19 protein-coding genes are annotated in these 20,524 nt (G+C 51.0%); 5 read left to right on the forward strand and 14 right to left on the reverse strand.

The features are described 5' to 3' along the window. Positions 1-89: 89 nt before the first annotated feature. The 11 genes from lpxD to rpsB form a co-directional block, all read right to left on the reverse strand. A complete protein-coding gene (lpxD, locus tag KCG43_RS17075; RefSeq protein ID WP_192017581.1) occupies positions 90-1,118 on the reverse strand; it encodes a UDP-3-O-(3-hydroxymyristoyl)glucosamine N-acyltransferase in 1,029 nt (342 codons plus the stop codon). A gap of 207 nt (positions 1,119-1,325) precedes the next feature. Beyond that, the gene (locus KCG43_RS17080; RefSeq protein ID WP_192017580.1) at positions 1,326-1,835 is read right to left on the reverse strand and encodes an OmpH family outer membrane protein; all 510 of its coding nucleotides are present in this window, start codon (positions 1,833-1,835) and stop codon (positions 1,326-1,328) included. A 19-nt stretch (positions 1,836-1,854) separates the two neighbouring features. Then, positions 1,855-4,272 carry an outer membrane protein assembly factor BamA gene (gene bamA, locus KCG43_RS17085; RefSeq protein ID WP_192017579.1) on the reverse strand — a complete coding sequence of 806 codons (2,418 nt, stop codon included), beginning with the start codon at positions 4,270-4,272 and terminating at the stop codon, positions 1,855-1,857. Positions 4,273-4,308: 36 nt separating this feature from the next. After that, positions 4,309-5,664: a sigma E protease regulator RseP gene (rseP, locus tag KCG43_RS17090; protein WP_218386464.1), complete on the reverse strand. Its 1,356-nt coding sequence runs from the start codon at positions 5,662-5,664 to the stop codon at positions 4,309-4,311. Then, positions 5,661-6,857 carry a 1-deoxy-D-xylulose-5-phosphate reductoisomerase gene (ispC, locus tag KCG43_RS17095; RefSeq protein ID WP_192017577.1) on the reverse strand — a complete coding sequence of 399 codons (1,197 nt, stop codon included), beginning with the start codon at positions 6,855-6,857 and terminating at the stop codon, positions 5,661-5,663. Before ispC ends, rseP begins: the two co-directional genes overlap by 4 nt. A gap of 148 nt (positions 6,858-7,005) precedes the next feature. Beyond that, entirely contained in the window at positions 7,006-7,854 is an 849-nt protein-coding gene (locus KCG43_RS17100; RefSeq protein ID WP_192017576.1) for a phosphatidate cytidylyltransferase, read from the reverse strand. Positions 7,855-7,995: 141 nt separating this feature from the next. Continuing rightward, a complete protein-coding gene (locus KCG43_RS17105; protein ID WP_218386465.1) occupies positions 7,996-8,751 on the reverse strand; it encodes an isoprenyl transferase in 756 nt (251 codons plus the stop codon). 87 nt (positions 8,752-8,838) lie between these two features. Beyond that, a complete protein-coding gene (gene frr, locus KCG43_RS17110) occupies positions 8,839-9,396 on the reverse strand; it encodes a ribosome recycling factor (RefSeq protein WP_192017574.1) in 558 nt (185 codons plus the stop codon). Between the two features lie 67 nt (positions 9,397-9,463). Next, positions 9,464-10,195, reverse strand: coding sequence for a UMP kinase (gene pyrH / locus KCG43_RS17115; RefSeq protein WP_027251665.1), 732 nt, complete (start codon positions 10,193-10,195; stop codon positions 9,464-9,466). Between the two features lie 91 nt (positions 10,196-10,286). Then, positions 10,287-11,132 (reverse strand): translation elongation factor Ts, encoded by an 846-nt coding sequence (gene tsf, locus KCG43_RS17120; RefSeq protein WP_192017573.1) that lies wholly within the window; start codon positions 11,130-11,132, stop codon positions 10,287-10,289. 114 nt (positions 11,133-11,246) lie between these two features. Further along, complete coding sequence (rpsB, locus tag KCG43_RS17125; RefSeq protein WP_192017572.1) at positions 11,247-11,975, reverse strand: 30S ribosomal protein S2; 729 nt, start codon at positions 11,973-11,975, stop codon at positions 11,247-11,249. 326 nt (positions 11,976-12,301) lie between these two features. Between rpsB and map the strand changes: the two genes are divergently transcribed. The 3 genes from map (at position 12,302) to KCG43_RS17140 (ending at position 16,494) form a co-directional block, all read left to right on the forward strand. Next, positions 12,302-13,099, forward strand: a complete 798-nt coding sequence (gene map / locus KCG43_RS17130; protein ID WP_192017571.1) for a type I methionyl aminopeptidase — start codon at positions 12,302-12,304, stop codon at positions 13,097-13,099. Between the two features lie 180 nt (positions 13,100-13,279). Beyond that, entirely contained in the window at positions 13,280-15,910 is a 2,631-nt protein-coding gene (gene glnD / locus KCG43_RS17135) for a bifunctional uridylyltransferase/uridylyl-removing protein GlnD (protein ID WP_218386466.1), read from the forward strand. Positions 15,911-16,113: 203 nt separating this feature from the next. Beyond that, on the forward strand, positions 16,114-16,494 hold the full coding sequence (locus KCG43_RS17140; protein ID WP_192017569.1) for a DUF3461 family protein: 381 nt from the start codon (positions 16,114-16,116) through the stop codon (positions 16,492-16,494). 80 nt (positions 16,495-16,574) lie between these two features. Here the strand turns inward: KCG43_RS17140 and KCG43_RS17145 are convergent, their stop codons facing one another. The 3 genes from KCG43_RS17145 to KCG43_RS17155 all read right to left on the reverse strand — a co-directional run bounded on the left by KCG43_RS17145 (position 16,575) and on the right by KCG43_RS17155 (position 18,226). Then, a complete protein-coding gene (locus tag KCG43_RS17145; protein WP_192017609.1) occupies positions 16,575-17,030 on the reverse strand; it encodes a flavodoxin in 456 nt (151 codons plus the stop codon). Positions 17,031-17,150: 120 nt separating this feature from the next. Further along, positions 17,151-17,903: a tRNA pseudouridine(65) synthase TruC gene (gene truC, locus KCG43_RS17150; protein WP_218386467.1), complete on the reverse strand. Its 753-nt coding sequence runs from the start codon at positions 17,901-17,903 to the stop codon at positions 17,151-17,153. Beyond that, positions 17,900-18,226 (reverse strand): YqcC family protein, encoded by a 327-nt coding sequence (locus tag KCG43_RS17155; protein WP_161444723.1) that lies wholly within the window; start codon positions 18,224-18,226, stop codon positions 17,900-17,902. The genes truC and KCG43_RS17155 overlap by 4 nt, the downstream gene beginning before the upstream one ends. A 142-nt stretch (positions 18,227-18,368) precedes the next feature. Between KCG43_RS17155 and KCG43_RS17160 the strand changes: the two genes are divergently transcribed. Next, positions 18,369-19,415 carry a DUF3549 family protein gene (locus tag KCG43_RS17160; RefSeq protein ID WP_255558084.1) on the forward strand — a complete coding sequence of 349 codons (1,047 nt, stop codon included), beginning with the start codon at positions 18,369-18,371 and terminating at the stop codon, positions 19,413-19,415. 34 nt (positions 19,416-19,449) lie between these two features. Further along, positions 19,450-19,752, forward strand: a complete 303-nt coding sequence (locus tag KCG43_RS17165; protein ID WP_192017567.1) for a DUF3301 domain-containing protein — start codon at positions 19,450-19,452, stop codon at positions 19,750-19,752. Positions 19,753-20,524 lie beyond the last annotated feature (772 nt).

The raw sequence follows: 20,524 nt of genomic DNA on the forward strand, positions 1-20,524 counted from the left end.
CTAAAAAGTTAATAAAGCGCCGGACAAAAACGTAAGCGGCCTACGCGGTAAGTGACGCAGGCCCGAAACGGCAAAATGAGAACGAAAAACTACTGACTATCTTTTTCGAGTTTTTTCTCTACAGATTTCAATCGCTTATTCATTTCTTCAATTTTCAGAACACGTGCCGCCGTTTTACGCCATTCCCGGTTAGTTTGTAGTGGGATACCGGATGAATACACGCCAGGCTCAGTAATAGGTCTCATGACCATTGCCATACCTGTCACAGTCACGCCATCGGTAATTTCCATATGGCCATTGAACACACTGGCTCCGCCAATAAAACAATGTTTACCGACTTTCAGGCTGCCAGCCATAACCGTAGCACCTGCAATCGCAGTATTTTCACCAATGGAAACGTTATGGGCAATCTGACACTGGTTATCAATGATAACACCATCAGCGATCAGGGTATCCTCAAGCGCACCACGATCAATAGTGGTACAAGCTCCGATCTCTACTCTGTTACCAATACGCACCGTGCCCAGCTGAGGAATTTTTTGCCACTGGCCTTTATCGTTCGCATAACCAAAGCCATCAGAGCCAATCACTGTCCCCGACTGAACCAGGCAATCGTCACCCAGCACAACATTGTGATAAATACTGACATTGGCCCATAGCTTAGTGCGACTGCCAAGGCGCGCACCTTTACCGACAAAGCAGCCGGGACCAACCTGAACATGATCACCCAGCACCACACCGGATTCGATCACGGCATTATGGCCAACGGCAACGCCCTCACCCAGAACGGCGTCAGGGGCAATATACGCTGATGGCGCAATATCTACCGCGCTGGCTGGTGTGGAATCGAGCCACTGAGCCACTTTGGCGTAGGCCAGATAAGGGTCTTTAACGATCAGTGCATTTCCGTCGAAATATTCAGCATCAGCCGGTGTCAACATCACCGCTGTCGCCTTGCACGCTTGCAGGTGCTGACGGTATTTACTGCTGGAAAGGAAAGTGATCTGGCCGGAGCCTGCCTGGCCCAACCCTGCGATTGCTGTGACTTCGGCCGCTGCGTCACCACGCAGCTCCGCACCTAATTTTTCTGCTAATGCAGCAAGCGTCAATGCAGCCATTATTTACCTTAATATTTCGTTTTGTACGTACTGCGCCTTATTATCTGCGGAGTAAGAGACAATGCAAAGGGATAACGCAGAAACGCCCACAATTTGAACAATGTTCACATAATAATGTCATTTTGGATACTAAGAGGAATACACCAGACGGACCTTGATTCCCTCCCGGTGTACTCTCTCGTTAGAACTCAGTGAAACAAGCGCAGCTTATTTCACCGCTGACATCACTTTCGCAGACAGATCATCTTTAGGGTTAGCAAACAGGATTGCCTGACCATCAACAACCATATCGTAGCCTTCGCGCTTAGCCACATCCTGAATCGCTGTACGCAGTTTCATGGCCAGCTTTTGCTGCTCTTCCGACGCACGACGCGCCTGATCTTCCTGCAGAGCACGCGCTTTTTGCTTGAACTGGCCATCCAGCGTCTGCAACTCGTTTTGCAGTTTAGACTTGTCGCTGGCACTCATCAGCTGACCATCACGCTTGAGCTTTTCCAGCTTAGATTTGATATTGGTTTCCAGCGAGCGCAATTCTGTTACCCGTCCCTGGAACTCGTTACGCAGCTTATCCTGCAAGTTGTAACGCTGTGCCAGTTGCGCCATGGCTTGAGCCGTGGCAACGTAGCCTACCTTCTCAGCCGCTGCCGCTGCCTGGGTATACATAGATGATGAAAGAACGACCAGGCTAAGACCGGCTGCTTTAATCCACTGTTTCAAAGGCTCTCTCCTTAAAGGGTTAGAATGTGCGTCCGATGGTAAATGTGAAGAATTCTTCGTCATCGCCATCGTATTTCTTAAGTGGCCTCGCTACCGAAAAGACCAGAGGTCCCATTGGTGACATCCACTGCAGAGCCGCACCATATGAAGCACGGATCAGGAAAGGATCTGAATAGTCATACAGAAAATCACCGTCCTGTCCGCTCAAATCGTATTCTGTGTCCCACACGTTACCGGCATCAATAAACAGGCTGGTACGGATCTGATTCCTCGCCTCTTCAGAAGCAAACGGAGTCGGGACGATCAGCTCAACACTGGCCAGTGCGACAGCATTACCGCCCGCAGCATCGTCAGAACCTGTCGCACAGCTGTTATTGCCACCTATGCTACCACCGCTATCACAGCCGCCAACGTAGACAGCTTTCGGACCCACAGTATTGGAACGGAACCCACGCAGGGTAGAGAAGCCACCCGCATAGAAGTTTTCATAAAACGGCAATAGCTGATCACTGCCATTATCCGTTGTGCCGTAACCATTACCATAGCCCAGCCGTCCGCGAAGCAACAGGGTAAAGTCCTGTTCCTGAGTTAACGGGAAGTACTGACGGACATCATACTGCGCTTTAAAATACTGGGCATCTGAACCCGGTACTGTCATGCGGAAGGTAGCACGCTGATGGTTACCTGCTGTCGGGAAGAAGCCACGGTTCAGGTTATTGCGGGTCCAGGAAACCGACCAGTCAAAGTCATCCAGCTCAATGGAAGTATTCGCTTGATCAAAATCATGAATTTGTTTGAATTTTTCGATCTGATAATACTCTTCCGTATTCGAGATCTTGTTGTGGTCATAGCCCAGACCAAATTCAAAGAAATTCAGTTCATCATACGGAAAACCCCAGGTCAGACTGGTACCGTAGCTCTGGTTGGTATAGTCAGAAATGTTAGCGTCAGAGGCTTCAAACTCGTTGTAGTACACTTTGCCGCCCAGGCTGATACCATCCAGCGTGAAATACGGGTCGCGGTACTCAACGCTCACGTTTTTCTGGTAGTCATTCATCATGGCACTGATGCCGAAACGGTTACCGGTTCCCAGGAAGTTGTCCTGCTGGATACCAGCCTGGAAAGAAACTCCGGATTCAGTACCATAACCGACACCAAAGTTGATGTTACCAGCGTTGGCTTCTTTCACCTTGTACTGAACATCGACCTGATCTTCGGTACCCGGAACACGCACTGTCTGTACATCAACCGATTCAAAGAAACCGGTACGGTTCAGACGTTCTTTACCGCGTTCAATTGACTTAGAGTTGAGCCAGCTGCCTTCCATCTGGCGCATTTCGCGGCGCAACACTTCGTCCTGAGTTGATGTATTGCCAGAGAAAGCAATATTACGCACGTAAATACGCTTGCCTGGCTCAACGTTCACCAGCAGGGACACCTGCTGATTGGTATCATCAAACTCTGGAATGGTATTCACCTGCGGGTAGGCATAACCCAACTCGCCAAGCCGGCGTTTGATCGATTCTTCCAACCCTGTGACTTTCGCACCGTTGTAAATATCACCCTCTTTAAAGGTGACCAGCCCGGCCAGTTCGCCCTGCGCACCAACCAGGTTTCCGCGGAATTTGACGCCCTTGACAGTATACTGCTGGCCTTCATTGATATTCAGGGTGATGTATACCCCTTTCTTATCAGGGGAGATAGACACATGGGTCGATTCAAGCTTGTATTTCAGATAACCGTTGTTGAGGTACTGAGAACGCAGGGTTTCCAGATCACCAGCCAGCACCTGTTTCTGATACTTTTCATCGGCCAGGAAGTTCCACCAGGGTACATCGGCCTGCAGATTGAATTTGTCGCGCAGATCTTCATCGGTAAACACGTTATTACCAATGAAATTAATTTGCTGAATTTTCGCCGATACCCCTTCGGTAAAGACAAATTTCAGGTCAGCACGATTTCGTGGCAATGGGGTCACAACGGCCTTAACACTGGCGTTGTACTTGCCCACACTGTAGTAGAAATCTTCCAGACCCTTTTCAATCTTACTCAGAGTTGTGCGATCCAGTGCTTCACCCACGCTGATTTTAGACGCGTTGAGGTTTTCCTGGAGCTGCTCGTCTTTGATTGCCTTGTTGCCAGAAAACGTAATGCTGGCAATGGTCGGACGCTCAATGACTTTCACCACCAGAGCATTACCGTCACGAAAAACCTGAATATCTTCAAAATTGCCTGAAGCAAACAAGGCCTGGATCATATCCGCGACGTCACGTTCATCGACCGAATCACCAATTCTGACAGGCGTTTTCAGCAATGCAGCACCCAAGGCTACACGCTGTAATCCCTCAAAGCGGATATCATCCACCACAAATTGTTCCGCATGTACCACACTGCTGCCAAGCAAGAGGGATGCGACTAACAGTTTCTTCATCGCCATTACTGTTCTGATTATTCCTTGCTAAAAACGCACTTATTAAAGGCGGGTAAAATCATTTATGAGCGCTACAGCCATCAAAACGACTAAAATCACAGATCCAAGACGGTAGCCAAGATCCTGTATACGCTCTGAAACAGGACGTCGTGTCACAGCTTCAATTGCAAAAAAGAGTAAATGCCCACCATCCAGCACAGGCAGCGGCAACAGGTTCACTATACCCAGGTTAACGCTAATTAAAGCCAGGAAACCCAAAAAGTACACTATGCCATAATCAGCCGTTGTTCCCGCACCTTTGGCTATAGAAATCGGGCCGCTTAAATTCTTCAGTGCCACATCCCCGGTCACCAGTTTGGTTACCATATCAAAGGTCAGTGTCACCAGTTGCCAGGTTTTCCCGGTCGCTTCACCAATGGCCTCAATCGGTCCATACTGGCGAACAAAGCGCTGATCTGCTGGCCACTCTGACATCACAGGTGCGAAGCCAGCATATCCAACCCACTCACCGCTCGGCAACTTTTTGCTAATGGGCGTCAAGGAGGCTTCTACCAGCTCGTCGCCACGGCGCAACTGAACTGTCAGCGTTTGATCCGGGCTGGAACGAACCGCATCAACCACCTGCAGCCATTGAGTAATCGGCTGCTTATCGATAGCGACAATCGTATCCCCTATTTCGAAGCCAGCTTTTTTGGCCGCTCCGTTATCCACCAACTGACCAATTTCCAGCGTGATCGGCGGTGAAAACGGGGTGAGACCCAGAGTCGTCAGTATACGCTCACTTTCCGGGTCAAAAGACCAGTTGCGCAAATCCAGATTGAATGTCTTTTCATAAGACTCTTCCGACGGCACGGCTGTCAGCGTCATCTCATCATCACCAATATGGCTTATCATGGCCATATTGACGGACTCCCAATCCGGAGTTTGGATACCGGAAACTGACTTAAGTTCCATGCCGCTTTCAATACCGGCCTGGGCGGCTATTGACTGCGGCGCAACCTCTCCGATCACCGGCTTAACCGCAGGGACACCAATCAGGTACACAACCCAATAGGCAAAGATAGCAAAAACAAAGTTAGCAAGAGGGCCAGCCGCCACAATGGCGCTTCTTTGCCACAATGACTTGTTATTGAAAGCCTGATGGCGACGTTCAGCCGGTACAGTGTCAACCCGCTCATCCAGCATTTTGACATAGCCGCCGAGTGGGATCATTGCCAGTATGTATTCGGTGCCTTGCTTATCAACCCGGCGCCATAGGGGTTTGCCAAAACCAATGGAAAAACGCTCGACATACACGCCGCAACGGCGTGCAACCCAGAAGTGTCCGAATTCATGCACCGCAATTAAAATGCCCAGCGCAACGAGAAAGGCGCCCAAATTCCACAAAATTCCCATCATTTAGCTACCTTCTGAATCACTTGCTGCGCAAGCTGTCGTGCATCAGCATCCAACGCCATCACACACTCCAGACTCCGCGGCTCTGTCAGGTTAATCCGCTCCAGCACTTGCTGGTTCACTCGCGCGATATCGGTAAAACGTATTCCACCGGCCAGAAACTCTGCCACCGCCACCTCATTGGCAGCATTGAGCGACGTTGTTGCTGCCTGTCCACTGTAGCACGCATCTATCGCAAGCTGCAGACACGGATAACGCGACATATCCGGCGCCATAAATGTCAGTTCTCCCGCCTGGGTAAAATCAAGCGGCTTAACGCCGGCATCCACCCTTTCAGGATAGGCCATGGCAAAAGCGATTGGCGTCTGCATATCCGGCAAACCCATCTGCGCAATCACTGAACCATCTTTGTACTGTACCATAGAGTGAATCACCGACTGGGGATGAATCAGCACCTCCAGTTGCTCCCTGGACGCATTAAACAACCAGCGGGCTTCTATGTACTCCAGCCCTTTATTCATCATAGTGGCCGAGTCAACGGAAATCTTCGGTCCCATCGACCAGTTTGGATGCGCAATGGCCATTTCCGGTGTCACAGTCTCCAGATCCCGTGGATCGGTATAGCGAAACGGACCACCAGAGCCGGTCAGCAAAATCTTACTGATCCCAGCTGCAGACAGATCACAGCGCCCGGTCTGCTTTTGAACACCTAAGGGTAGACACTGATAAATAGCATTATGTTCACTGTCCACCGGTAATAATTCTGCGTCATACTTCGCAACGGCATCAATAAACATCTGGCCAGACATCACCAGGGCTTCTTTATTAGCCAGCAGCACTCGCTTCCCGGCTTTAACCGCAGACATAGTCGGCATCAACCCTGCTGCCCCCACTATGGCGGCCATTACGGTATCCACTTCATCCAGCGCGGCAATTTCGCACATGCCAGCAACACCGGTCAGCACCTGAGTGGCAACACCGTGAGCTTTCAACTGCTCAGACAGTTCACGTGCGGCCTGCTCGCAGGCCATAGCTGCAAACTTGGGCTTCCACTGACAGCACAGTTCAAACATTTTACGGCTGTCTGTCCCAGCCGCCAGCGCGACCACCTCAAAGTGGTCAGGATTGTTTGCCGCTACGGCCAGTGTACTGGTGCCTACCGACCCCGTTGCTCCAAGAATGGTTAACTTACGCATACCTTCACTACTTTATGAATTCTGGCTGTTCACAGCCATAATCCTACCGTTCATTTCCAGTCAGTGTGTAAACAGGGGTCAACACACTATCAAGGGTATCAAAATCAAAATGGGGGAAGTGGTTACCCGCTTCCCCCCGAATCAGGTCTCAGATAAGCCAGAGATAGAGCAATGCAAAAACGGGCAGTGCCGCCGTCAGGCTGTCTATCCGATCCAGAATACCACCGTGACCAGGTAAGATCTGTCCACTGTCTTTAATTCCGGAAACACGCTTGAGCATACTCTCTGCCAAATCACCAAATACAGAGGCAATCACAGTCAGCACCACTGTCACTAACAGTGCACCGCTGTTATTAAAGGTTATGCCAAACAGTTCTGCGGTTGCCCACGCGACGACCACTGCCAGCACCACACCACCGGCAAGCCCTTCAAGGGTTTTATTCGGGCTGACTCTGGGGGCCATTTTATGGCGGCCAAAACGTTTACCCGCGAAATAAGCACCGCTATCTGCCGCCCAGACCAGTAAACACACCAACATAACCAGTTTGGCACCCAGATAGGGGGCTTCGGCATAGTTAACAGCACGTAACATGACGACGCCCCAGAAAAAGGGAATCAAAGTCAGTAAGCCAAAAAGGTAACGAAGCGTGGTTGAACCAACCCAGAAGCCAGATTGGTTCGGATAAGTCACGACCAGCAAGCAGGCAAACAACCACCAGGCGCCACCTGCAGCTAACATGATGTGATGAGGAAATTGTAAATTACCCAATTCGATGGCATCTGCAGGGAGAGCCAGAAATGACGCCAGTAAGACTAAGACAGGGGGTACCATCGCCAGCAGGCGTGAACGGGTATTTACAAACTGGGTCCATTCCCAGAAGCCAACCAGGGTGATACCTGCGATAGCCAACATAAAACCCGAAAAAGGTAGCAGGAAGATGCCGGCTACCACCAATGGTGCCAGAACCAATGCAGTCAAAATTCGTTGCTTAAGCAAGCTTGTTCCTCTCGTTATTATTTATCGTTGTCGCTTCTCAGCAATATCTTGCTTGGCAGCAATCCAACAAGCCACGAGCTTGTTTTCAGAATGGCAGCGGGGTTCCATTTTCCGCGCTACCATCTTGGTGTTACTGAGCTTTCAGTAACTTTTTATTTGTTCACCCGTACAACCAAAACGACGCTCCCGATCCATAAACCAGGCAATGGCATCGGCTAAGGTATTTTCATCAAAATCAGGCCAGAGTTGCGGTGTGAAATACAATTCGGCATAGGCGGTCTGCCACAGCATAAAGTTGCTGATCCGGCATTCGCCACTGGTACGAATAAGAAGATCGACATCAGGCAAGCCACTGGTGGATAAGCGAGCAGCCAGCATGTCTTCAGTGATATCATCCGGGGTCAGCCCCTGCTCGGCCACTTCCCGGGCGAGAGCCTGAGTAGCCTGAAGAATATCCCATTGTCCGCCATAATTCGCCGCCACGTTGAGAACCATGCCGGTGTTGCCAGCGGTTAAAGTTTCGGCTGCCGTGATTTTGTCCTGAAGACGCTGACTGAAGCGGCTGGTGTCGCCAATAATTTTAAGACGGATGTTATTTTTATGCAGACGCTTCACTTCCCGGCCAAGAACGGTCAAAAAGAGTTCCATCAATAAAGACACTTCATCTTCCGGACGGCGCCAGTTTTCACTGCTGAATGCAAACAGAGTCACTACCTGGATACCAATACGGCTCGCAGCAGAGACAGTTTTACGTACGGCTTCTACACCGGCTTTATGGCCAAACACCCGCGCTTTACCCTTCGCCTTCGCCCAGCGCCCGTTACCATCCATAATGATAGCCACGTGCTTGGGCAGGTTCTGGGTGTACCATTCAGTGCTGCTTGTATGCTCTGTCATACTTTTCCCTCAACAAAAAAGCGCCGTGCTGCACGCACAGCGCTTTAGAGCTTATCAAGCCAGAGTCAATAATAAGTAAGGAGAACCTTATACTTCCATCAACTCTTTTTCTTTTGCTTCCAAAATGGTATCAATTTTCTTCACGGCAGCATCAGTCAGCTTCTGAATGTCATCCTGAGCACGACGATCATCGTCTTCTGAAATTTCTTTATCTTTCAGCAGTGCCTTCACTTCTGCGTTGGCATCACGACGGATATTACGAATGGCAACACGGCCTTGTTCTGCTTCAGCGCGAACAACCTTCACCAGGTCTTTACGACGCTCTTCCGTCAATGCTGGCAGTGGAACCCGGATAACCGTACCTGCAGAGGATGGGTTAAGGCCCAGATCCGACATCATGATCGCCTTTTCAATTTTAGGCGTCAGTTCCTTGTCGAATACCGTAATGGCCAGGGTACGGGCATCTTCAGCGATGACGTTAGCTACTTGACGCAGCGGTGTGTTGGATCCGTAGTAGTCAACCTGAATACCATCTAGCAAACTTGGATGTGCACGACCAGTACGCACTTTTGCCAGCTGAGATTTCAGTGCTTCAACACTTTTTTCCATGCGCGTTTGCGCATCAGTTTTAATATCGTTAATCACGTTTGTACCCTTGAATAGTCGGTCTTAGCAGGAAGCTGTTTTCCTACCCTATCAATATGTTACGCCCTTACTCGCTGTGAGCGATCAAGGTACCTTCCGGCTCACCCATCACCACTTTGCGCAGTGCGCCAGGTTTATTCATGTTGAACACACGAATCGGCATACCGTGGTCACGAGCCAATGTGAAGGCGGCGAGATCCATGACTTTCAGCTCTTGTTCCAGAACATCCTGATAACCTAGCTTATCATAAAGAACAGCTTCTGGGTTTTTAACTGGATCGTCGCTGTAAACACCGTCCACTTTTGTGGCTTTCAGCACAACATCAGCTTCAATTTCAATACCACGCAGACATGCCGCTGAATCTGTCGTAAAGAAAGGATTACCTGTACCGGCAGAGAAAATAACGACCCGGCCCTGGCGAAGCTGGCTGATAGCTTCTGCCCAGTTATAGCTGTCACAGACACCATTCAGCGGAATAGCTGACATTACTTTCGCGTTCACATAGGCACGGTGCAGCGCGTCACGCATGGCAAGGCCATTCATCACTGTCGCCAGCATACCCATGTGATCGCCCACAACTCGGTTCATACCCGCAGCAGCCAGACCTGCACCACGGAACAGATTACCACCACCGATAACCAGACCCACCTGTACGCCCAGTTCTACCAGTTCTTTAATTTCCTGAGCCATGCGGTCAAGCACATGTGCATCAATACCAAAACCTTCGTCGCCCTGCAGCGCTTCGCCACTCAGTTTCAGCAGGATCCGTTGATAAGTCGGTTTAGGATTCGTGGTCATTTATTGTACCTTCCAGGCTTACTATAGAGATATGGAGTTGTAAAAAGACCGCAGCCTTGGCCACGGTCTTCTATAAGCAATTTGCGAAAGATTAACCTTTCTGCGCCAGAGCAACTTCTTCAGCGAAGCTCAGGCCTTCTGCTTTCTCAATACCTTCACCTACTTCCAGGCGAATAAAGGTAGAAACAGAAGCGCCGTTTTCTTTCAGTACGTCACCGACAGATTTCTTAGGCTCCATGATGAAAGGCTGACCAGTCAGAGAGACTTCGCCAGTGAACTTCTTCATGCGGCCTTCAACCATCTTCTCAGCGATTTCCTGAGGCTTGCCTTCGTTCATGGCGATTTCAACCTGAACTTCACGTTCTTTAGCAACAACGTCAGCTGGTACGTCTTCTGGGTTCACGTACTCTGGGCGTGAAGCTGCAACGTGCATTGCAATGTGCTTCAGGGTTTCGTCTTCGCCGTTACCAGCAACAACAACACCGATACGGTCGCCGTGACGGTAAGAAGCCACTTTCTCACCTTCGATGTAAGCAACACGACGGATAGAGATGTTCTCACCAATTTTAGCAACCAGAGCAATACGCTTCTCTTCGAACTGAGCTTGCAGTTCAGCGATGTCAGTTTTGCCAGCCAGTGCAGCATCAGCGACTTCGTTGGCGAAAGCCAGGAAGTTGCCGTCTTTAGCAACGAAGTCAGTCTGGCAGTTCACTTCTACCAGAGCAGCCAGGCTGTCGTTGTTCTTGATGATGATAGAACCTTCAGCAGCGATGTTACCTGCTTTCTTAGCCGCTTTTGCAGCGCCGCTCTTACGCATGTTCTCGATGGCCAGCTCGATATCAGCATTTGCTTCAACCAGTGCTTTTTTACATTCCATCATACCTGCGCCAGTACGCTCACGCAGTTCTTTAACCAGGGCAGCTGTAACTGTTGCCATTGTTATATCCTCAGTTTTCAAATCTTGGTGTAAAAATCAGGGGCCTGTAAACGGCCCCTGTTAACCATACTTAGTTTACACAAGGTAACTTAAGATGCTCAAAGGAGCGACTGATTACTCAGCTTCTACGAAACCGTCTTGCTCAGCCTGAACAACGATGTCCTGGTTACGAGCTTCAGTAACAGTAGTTGCAACAGCACCTGTGTACAGCTGGATAGCACGGATTGCGTCATCGTTACCTGGGATAACGTAATCTACGCCGTCTGGGTTAGAGTTAGTATCTACGATAGAGAATACTGGGATACCCAGGTTGTTCGCTTCTTTGATAGCAATGTGCTCGTGATCAGCATCGATAACGAACATAGCGTCTGGCAGACCGCCCATGTTCTTGATACCGCCCAGAGATTTCTCCAGTTTTTCCATTTCACGAGTACGCATCAGCGCTTCTTTCTTAGTCAGCTTGTCGAAAGTACCATCGGTAGACTGAGTCTCCAGATCTTTCAGACGTTTGATTGACTGACGAACAGTTTTCCAGTTAGTCAGCATACCGCCCAACCAACGGTTGTTCACGTAGTACTGATCACAGCTGTTGGCCGCGTCTTTGATAGATTCGCTTGCAGCACGCTTAGTACCAACGAACAGGATTTTACCTTTGCGAGCAGCGATCTTGTTGATTTCTGCCAGCGCTTCGTTGAACATTGGTACAGTTTTTTCAAGGTTGATGATGTGTACACGGTTACGAGCACCGAAGATGAATGGCTTCATCTTAGGGTTCCAGTAACGGGTTTGGTGACCAAAGTGTACACCAGCCTTCAGCATGTCGCGCATTGATACAGTTGCCATTGAATATTCCTCAATTGGGGTTAGGCGTCCACATATCCCATGCTACCGACCCTTGACCTTTTAAGGTCGACTTACTCATAAGCCTTGGGCACCCCGGAGCACGTGTCGATATGTGTGAGTGATTAAATAAAATAATGTTTTCGCAATCTGACCTGCCGCACTGACTTTCGTCAACGCACAATATGCCAAATTACGGCGCGCTTTATACCATATTTAGACCACAAAAATCCAGTCAAAATCTTCTGTACAGACCAAAGTCAGTTTTCATCCTCCGCTCTCGCTGATACCATATAAAGTATAGAGACTGACAGAGCAGAGAAGTTTGCATGAGCATTAAGATCAAGACGGCTGAAGAAATTGAAAAGATGCGCGTTGCCGGCCAGTTGGCTGCCGACGTACTGGAAATGATTGAGCCGTATGTAAAACCTGGCGTATCCACTGAAGAACTGAACCGGATCTGTCATGAGTACATCACCGAAACCCAGGGTGCGATCCCGGCTCCGCTGAACTATCACGGTTTCCCTAAATCCATCTGTACCTCAATCAACCATGTGGTATGCCACGGCATTCCCAGTGAACAAGATGTATTGCAAGATGGCGATATCATCAACATTGATATCACGGTAATCAAAGATGGCTACCACGGCGATACCTCTAAAATGTTTGAAGTAGGCGAGGTCTCACTGGAAGACAAACGCCTGTGCCGTGTCGCGCAGGAAAGCCTTTACCAGGCCATTAAAAAAGTGAAGCCGGGCACCAAGCTGGGCGAGATTGGCACCACAATCCAGAAGTTTGTGAAAAACGGTAACAGCCGCTTCACCATTGTCAGAGACTACTGTGGCCACGGCATCGGTGATGAATTCCATGAAGAGCCGCAAGTGGTCCATTACAAAAACGCCGACCGCACTGTACTGAAAGCGGGTATGTGTTTCACCATCGAGCCAATGATCAATGCCGGTAAGTTCGGCTGCCTTCTCGATGATGAAGACGGCTGGACGGTTTACACTGTCGACGGCAAGAAATCGGCGCAATGGGAACACACGCTGCTGGTCACCGATAGCGGCTGTGAAATCCTGACCCTGCGTAAAGAAGAAAGCCTGCCACGGGTGATGAAAAACGCCTGATCCGCAGGTCAGTTCGACGATTACTGACCATTGACTCAAAGCCAGCACATTGCTGGCTTTTTTGTTGCTGTAATTCAGGCTAGAGTAAAGAGACGGCAGTTTTCCTCCCAGCCACCAGCAAAGGCTTGGAAACAAGACTTTATTGCCCGTCACTGATACCTCAACATGGCATGGACAGCAATGACACAGATTCAATCCGAACCCCACACCCCAACCAGCTGCGAAGACACTGCTCAGCTGCTTATCATGCTCAAAGAAGAGTTGGAGCAATTCAACGATCAGCAGCAGTTACTCTTCTCCCAGCATGTTCCTGTGACTGAGCTGGTCGAAGCCAGAGCGGGCTGTATAGACCGGCTGCTTCGCCATCTCTGGCCCCTGTTCGGACTCGATAAGCGCGGCGATCTCTCGCTGGTTGCGGTCGGCGGATACGGTCGCGGCGAGCTGCATCCCTTGTCTGACGTCGACATCCTGCTGCTCAGTACCATCCCGCTTGATAATCATACAGGAAAACAAATCAGTGAGTTTCTGACCTTACTGTGGGATCTCAAGCTGGAAGTGGGCCACAGCGTCCGTACCGTTGAAGAGTGTATCAATATCGGGCTGGAAGATTTAACCGTGGCCACCAATCTTCAGGAAGCCCGCCTGCTGTGCGGCAGTGAAGACAGCTTTCTGCAATTGCAGGATCAGGTCAATTCCGGCAAATTCTGGCCCAGCGAAGCCTTCTACCGTGCCAAAGTCGAAGAGCAGCGCATCCGCCATGCCCGCTATCACGACACCACCTATAACCTGGAACCGGATATCAAATCCAGCCCTGGCGGGCTGCGTGACATTCACACCTTAAGCTGGGTCGCCCGCCGGCATTTCGGCGCGACCAATCTGCTGGAGATGAGCCGCTTTGGTTTTCTGACCGATGCCGAGTACCGTGAACTGTATGAGTGCCAGGCCTCGTTGTGGCGTATCCGGTTTGCCCTGCATTGTGAGCTCAAACGCTACGACAACCGGCTGACCTTCGAGCATCAGGCTTCCGTCGCGCAAAAACTGGGCTATCAAGGGGAAGGCAACAAACCGGTCGAAATGATGATGAAAGAGTTCTACCGCACGCTCAGGCGTGTGGCCGAACTCAATAAAATGCTGCTGCAGCTGTTTGATCAGGCGATACTGAAAAACGGTGACGAGTTAGCCATCGTCGATCTGGACGACGATTTCCGCCTGGTCGGCAACCTCATCGAAGCCAGAAAGCCAGCCTTATTTCAGGCACGTCCGGAGACCATTCTCGACATGTTCCTGCATATCGCAGGTAATTCAGAGATAGAAGGCATTTCAGCCCCCACGCTGCGCCAGTTACGTACTGCCCGACGCCGTCTGAACCGTTTTTTAGTGGATATTCCTGAAGCACGCGAGAAATTCATGGAGCTGGTACGCCAGCCAAACGCCCTGAACAAAGCTTTTCACCTGATGCACCGCCACGGTGTGCTTGCCGCCTATCTCCCGCAATGGAGCCAGATAGTGGGGCAAATGCAGTTTGACCTGTTCCATGTTTACACCGTGGATGAGCACAGTGTCCGCCTGCTCAAACACATGAACAAATTCAGCGATCCGGCCAACCGGGAGGTTCACCCTATCTGCTGCGAAGTGTATCCGCGGATTCAGAAAAAAGAACTGCTGATACTGGCGGCAATTTTCCACGACATCGCCAAAGGCCGAGGCGGCGACCATTCCGAGCTGGGGGCAGACGACGCCTACCGGTTCTGCCTTGAACATGGCCTGTCGCGACCGGAAGCCAATCTGGTCACCTGGCTGGTCAAGAATCACCTGCTGATGTCAGTCACCGCCCAGCGCAGAGACATTTATGACCCGGATGTGATCACTGAGTTTGCCAAGACAGTGCGCGATGAAGAGCGGTTGGATTATCTGATTTGCCTGACAGTGGCAGATATCTGCGCCACCAATCAGGAGCTGTGGAACAGCTGGAAGCGCACCCTGCTGGCCGAACTGTATTACTCCAGCCAGAAAGCGCTACGTCGCGGCCTGGAAAACCCGCCTGATGTCCGCGAACGTATTCGCCACAACCAGCAAATGGCCTCTGCCCTGCTGCGCAGCCAAGGCTTCAGCCAGCGTGAAGTCGACGTGCTCTGGCAACGTTTTAAAGCCGACTATTTTCTGCGTCACACCCACCAGCAGATAGCCTGGCATGCCGAGGCGCTGCTGAAACATGAGAATCCGGATGTGCCGCTGATACTGATCAGCAAAAAGCCGACCCGTGGCGGTACTGAAGTGTTCGTTTACAGCCGCGACAAAGCCAAACTGTTTGCCATTGTTGTGGCCGAACTGGATAAGAAAAACCTCAGCGTTCATGATGCACAAATCATGACCAGTAAAGATGGCTACACCTTAGATACCTTCATGGTGCTGGATCCAAACGGTGATCCCCTGACGGACAACCGCCGCGCCACGGTCCGGGACGATCTTATCCATGCCCTGGACACCATGGTTTCGGTGCGGCGCAATAAGCGTCCGCCACGCAAGCTGCGCCATTTCAACGTCAAAACCCAGGTCGATTTTCTGCCCACCAAAACAGGCAAAAAGACCATGATGGAGCTGGTGGCACTGGACATGCCAGGGCTGCTGGCCCGGATAGGTTCAGTGTTTGCCGATCAGAATGTCAGTCTGCAGGCCGCCAAGATCACTACCATAGGGGAGCGAGCAGAAGACTTTTTCATTCTGGTCAATGAAGAGGGTCAGCAACTGAGCGCCGAGCAGGAATCGGCGCTCAAAACCGCACTGATTGAACGTATTGACGACGCGGCATAGTCAAACCAGTCAGCCCGTCAGCCAAACATGACGGGCTGTTGCGAATCCTTGACGCAGATTCTGCGCCGCGTGCAAGATTTACCCAGCATAAATTGCTAGAGTAGCAACAAACTGCCTCTATCAACGCCAGGTAATGCCACTTAGGTTCGCATTTGTTGTACTGAGCGCAGACGGTTTATTGACTGAAACAACACGAGGCCGCCATGTACCCCAACCTTACCAGCCTGGGCATCGAACACCCTGAGCGCATTGAAAGTTATAGTCTGCGCCAGGAAGCTGCGAATGACATTCTGAAAATCTACTTCGCCAAAGGAAAAGGAGAGATTTTTGCCAAAAGCATGAAGTTCAAATTCCAACGCCAGTCCAAGTCTGTCATCGTGAACAGCGGCAACCGTGAAGCCAAGGAAGTCTCGGAGATTAACCGCAAGCTGACTTTTGTCACCGACGAGTTAGACAAGATCACGAAAAAGCGTCACACCGATGTCGATATCAAGAAAAAAATTCTGGACGATTTACGCCATCTGGAACAGGTGGTCAGCCATAAAATTGCCGAGATCGAATCCGATCTGGCAAAACTGAAGTAACTAGTGGTAAATAATAAGTCAGAAATCGGGCACCTGCTGAGGTGCCCTTTTTAGATCTCGCTACCTGTGAGTCACCGGCATTACTGCACTTTTTTCATAAAGTCCTGCAGCCAGGGCAGCGCCGCTTCCGCCGGATCAAAATTGACGCAGGCATCAATATCCAGACGCGCAGTCACAGGCTTGGCCTGCAGCTCCTGAAGTAAGGCGTCAAACTGCCGTCCGCCGCCACAGTATCTGTCCTCACCGTAACTGGAATCGCCCATCGCTATCACGCCATAGTTGAGCGCCGGCATCAGTGGAAACTGATCATTCAGCGCCATATACAGCGGCAACAGATTTTCAGGGATCTCCCCCTGCCCTGTGGTGGAAGTAATCACCAGCGCGACCTGATCCCGGTAAGCAAGAAAATCGTCCAGACTGGGATCTGTGAACAGTTCCGCATCGTGGCCATTGGTTTTCAGCTCGCTGACGACTTCTTCTGCGACTTCCTCTGCCCCGCCAAACACAGAGCCCACAAATACACCAATAGTTGCCATCACAGTCACACCTCACTCCCTGTTTAAATTTCAATGACCTGAGATTACTCTGACCCTTGTACCGGCCAGATGCAAATTCCGAAACACAAATGCGCGATCCTGCAATCAAAAACGGTGATTTTATCCGTCCAGATAAGACAGCGGCCACTGGAAGGCCAGCATCACACCCTGCCAGCTCTGATCCACGGTTGCACGGATCGTTATCGGCAGACCGGTAACCGGATGGATAAATTCCAGCGCAGAGGCATGCAACATCAGCCGGTGACAGTCATAGTGCTCCCTGAACATGCGGTTATGCCGGCCATCACCATGGTTCACATCACCAATAATATGATGACTCAGATGATGCATGTGCCGGCGCAGCTGATGCTTGCGGCCGGTTTCCGGTTTCATTTCAACCAGGGTATAGCGGCTGGTTGCATAACGGCCGACAGGGATTGGGGTTTCCACTCTGGCGAGCGGACGATACGCTGTGACGGCCTCCTGCGGTGCTTTGTCCTGCAAGGTCCGCTTATCGCTCATCTTATCCAGCTCTTCTTTCAGCGGATAATCCAATACTGCGGCTTCTTTCACCCAGCCGCGTACCACAGCATGATAGGTTTTCTTCACCTCCCGGCCCGCAAATTTTGGCATCATTTCAGCGGCCATCTCGCTTGAGAGTGCAAATAACAGTACGCCTGAGGTCGGTTTATCGAGTCGGTGTAAGGGAAACACATGCTGCCCACCGAGCTGATCCCGCAGGGTCTGCATCACAAACCGGGTTTCGTGGCGATCAAGCCAGGAGCGGTGCACCAGCATACCGGCCGGTTTGTTAACGGCAACCAGATAGTCATCCTGATACAGGATCTCAAGTTCAGTATTTGGCGCTGTCATTGATTCGCCCCGCCCAGCCAGTGATCCAGTTCAGCAATCAACGGCAACACACCGGCCAGTTCAGGTTCCAGTTTGGCTGACTCTTCAGCATAGGGATAAATATTGAACTGAGTCGGCAACATCAGCCTTTCCTCGACCAGATGATACATACGGGGCAGAAAAATCCATTGCAGCCATTCTGCACATGTCAGCGTATCAATGGCGAATGGCTCAGTACTGGCCAGCGCTTCCTCACTGGGCGGGCTGTGCTGCCACAGTCCTTGCGCGCGTAACTGCTGTTCTAACCGTACCAGCAAACGGGTGGTTTTTTCGTAACAATCCAATGCTGTACTCCTGGATCAACATAACTAGCCTGATGGCTGAGGGTGAGCTCAGCCGGACAACTGGCGCGCAAGGATACCATCTTCACGCTCAACTCCCTATAATGCGCCAGCATAAGCCGTCAAACTCTAGGAGCCCTGTAGCATGCCCATGGATAAATTTCACACCCTGACCCAACTGTTGGACAATGCCGGATGCCAGTATAAGATTTTCGATCTGGGCCGCCGGGTCTGTGAAATCGAGCGAGCAACTTTCAAAGCGGTTGAAGATAACCGCCAACCTTATCCATGGCCGTTACAGCAGCATGCTCACCTGTCGATTTCCTTCTGGCAGCAGGGTAATCCGCCCTGGATCTGGTTTCTCAAGCTGCCGCTGGATGAGCGGGGCTTACTCAAACAGGCCGCAGTCGGCGATTTCATTAAGTATGTCATCGAAGCCATGGGCGCCACACTCAATGCAGTGCCAACAGACGAAGAGCAGGAGAAGCTGGCGGCCAACCCGTATACCTTCAAACCGAAAGACGACAAAATGGCGATCTTCCACGCCCATCTGCGTCAGCAACTGGCGTTGCCAGCCAGCCAGTATTACGAACATGCCCAGGTGTATCTCAGCGGTAAACTGGATTGGGCGCAATGGCAGGGCGTCGGCTTACAGGGGCTGGCCGATATCTGCGCCCGCATGAAGCAGGAAAATAACGCGACCTGCCTGCGCAAGGCGCTGCAGAATCTCCCCATGACGCCGCTGTACGCGCTGCTGGGTTGTCTGGAACACTGTGAGCTGCCAGCGGCGCTGTCTGAGCGTCTGGCGGAACGCATTCAAGGTGAGCTGACGGCACAGCAAACCGACATCTTCCTGTTGTCTGCCTTACTGCGTGCCATGTCAGGTGCCGAGACGGCTATGCTGAACCGGGCGCTTCAGGCCATACTGGCCAAACCTGAACTCTGCCACCCTGAAATGCTGGTCGCCATAGCCGGCCGGTGCTGGAAAGGCCTAGCTGACACTGACTCAGCCAGTCAGTTTTTACTGCGCCTGGCCCAGACTCAGGATCAGAATTTATTCAACCAGCTGTTTGCCGATCTCGTCATGCTGCCAGCACTGCGCGGCACTATGCTGCAGGTGCTGCACAGTTCAGCCAATGCCGAGCTGACCGAGGCCATTACCCGGTTGCAGCAAGCCACTCGCGGCCAATAACAAATGAAACGGAACTGAGAAGGAAATCCCACGGATGGATAATTTACTTGGCATACTGGCGATGGCCATACTGGGCTATCTGTTCTGGCAGCAAAGGCGCCAGAGCGAGCTGGCCCAGCAATTTATCACTCAACGCTGCCAGCAGTTAGGCTTGCAGTTGCTGAGTGTCGCCAGAGGCTCGCACCGCCTGAAAGATGATGCCGGCAACTGGAGCTGGCAAACCCTGTACTTGTTTGAGTTTTCAGCTGACGGTGCTGATGCCTATCAGGGATGCGCCACCTTCAAGGGGCTGCGTCCGGTACAGTTTTATGTGCCGCCGCACCATATGCCGGGCTGAACCGTTCCCGCGCCAATTTTTCTTTTTCCCGACACACAAAATAAAACGGGCGCAACTTACGTTGCGCCCTTAGGTCTTACTTGCAGCAATCCGGCTACACATAGGCTCCCTGCCTCATTCCTTTGATGCGCCGGAATCCGTCGGCGATTTTCCTTTAAACGCTCATCCTGAACGTGTCCGTTGATCTCCTGATCCGTTACTTCATCCTGAAATAACTCTCTTCGACCTTCCTGGCGGTGTCCCTGCTTTCGTTCTGAAAGTATCCCTGTCTCTTCCTGAGCAGTGTCACCCTGAACACTGCAGCCGGCATCCCGCCATGTCCTGAACCGTCCTTAGCGTGAAAGCTATCCTCGCCTTCACTATCATCCTTAACCGACCCTGCTCCCTGGCCGTTATCCTGTTCCGTGTGTCAATTCCTTCGACACTTCTAAGACTACGATAATTACGCGCCGGACACAGCACAGTCGTTGGTTTGCTCTTTCCCCTGCGCTCAGGCCACAAGGCGATAAAAACATAAGACAATGAATTGGTTGATATATTTTTAGATTTGTGCGCTGAAAGAGATCATAGAAAACGCATATTTCTCACGCTTTTGTGAGAGATCGCTTACAAGATAGCAGGCAAAATATGAAGCAGGATGACGCGTAATCAGCCGTCGCAACTCAGTACAGCCAATACAGGGTATGAGACAAGGGAGCAAAAATGAGCTGACGGTCGGAATGCCTGCTGTGGTACGCCCTGTTACCACATTCCAGACATAAAAGAATGGGCG

Origin of the sequence: Photobacterium sp. WH24, assembly GCF_019204055.1 — a bacterium.
GTDB classification, from domain to species: Bacteria; Pseudomonadota; Gammaproteobacteria; order Enterobacterales; family Vibrionaceae; genus Photobacterium; species Photobacterium arenosum.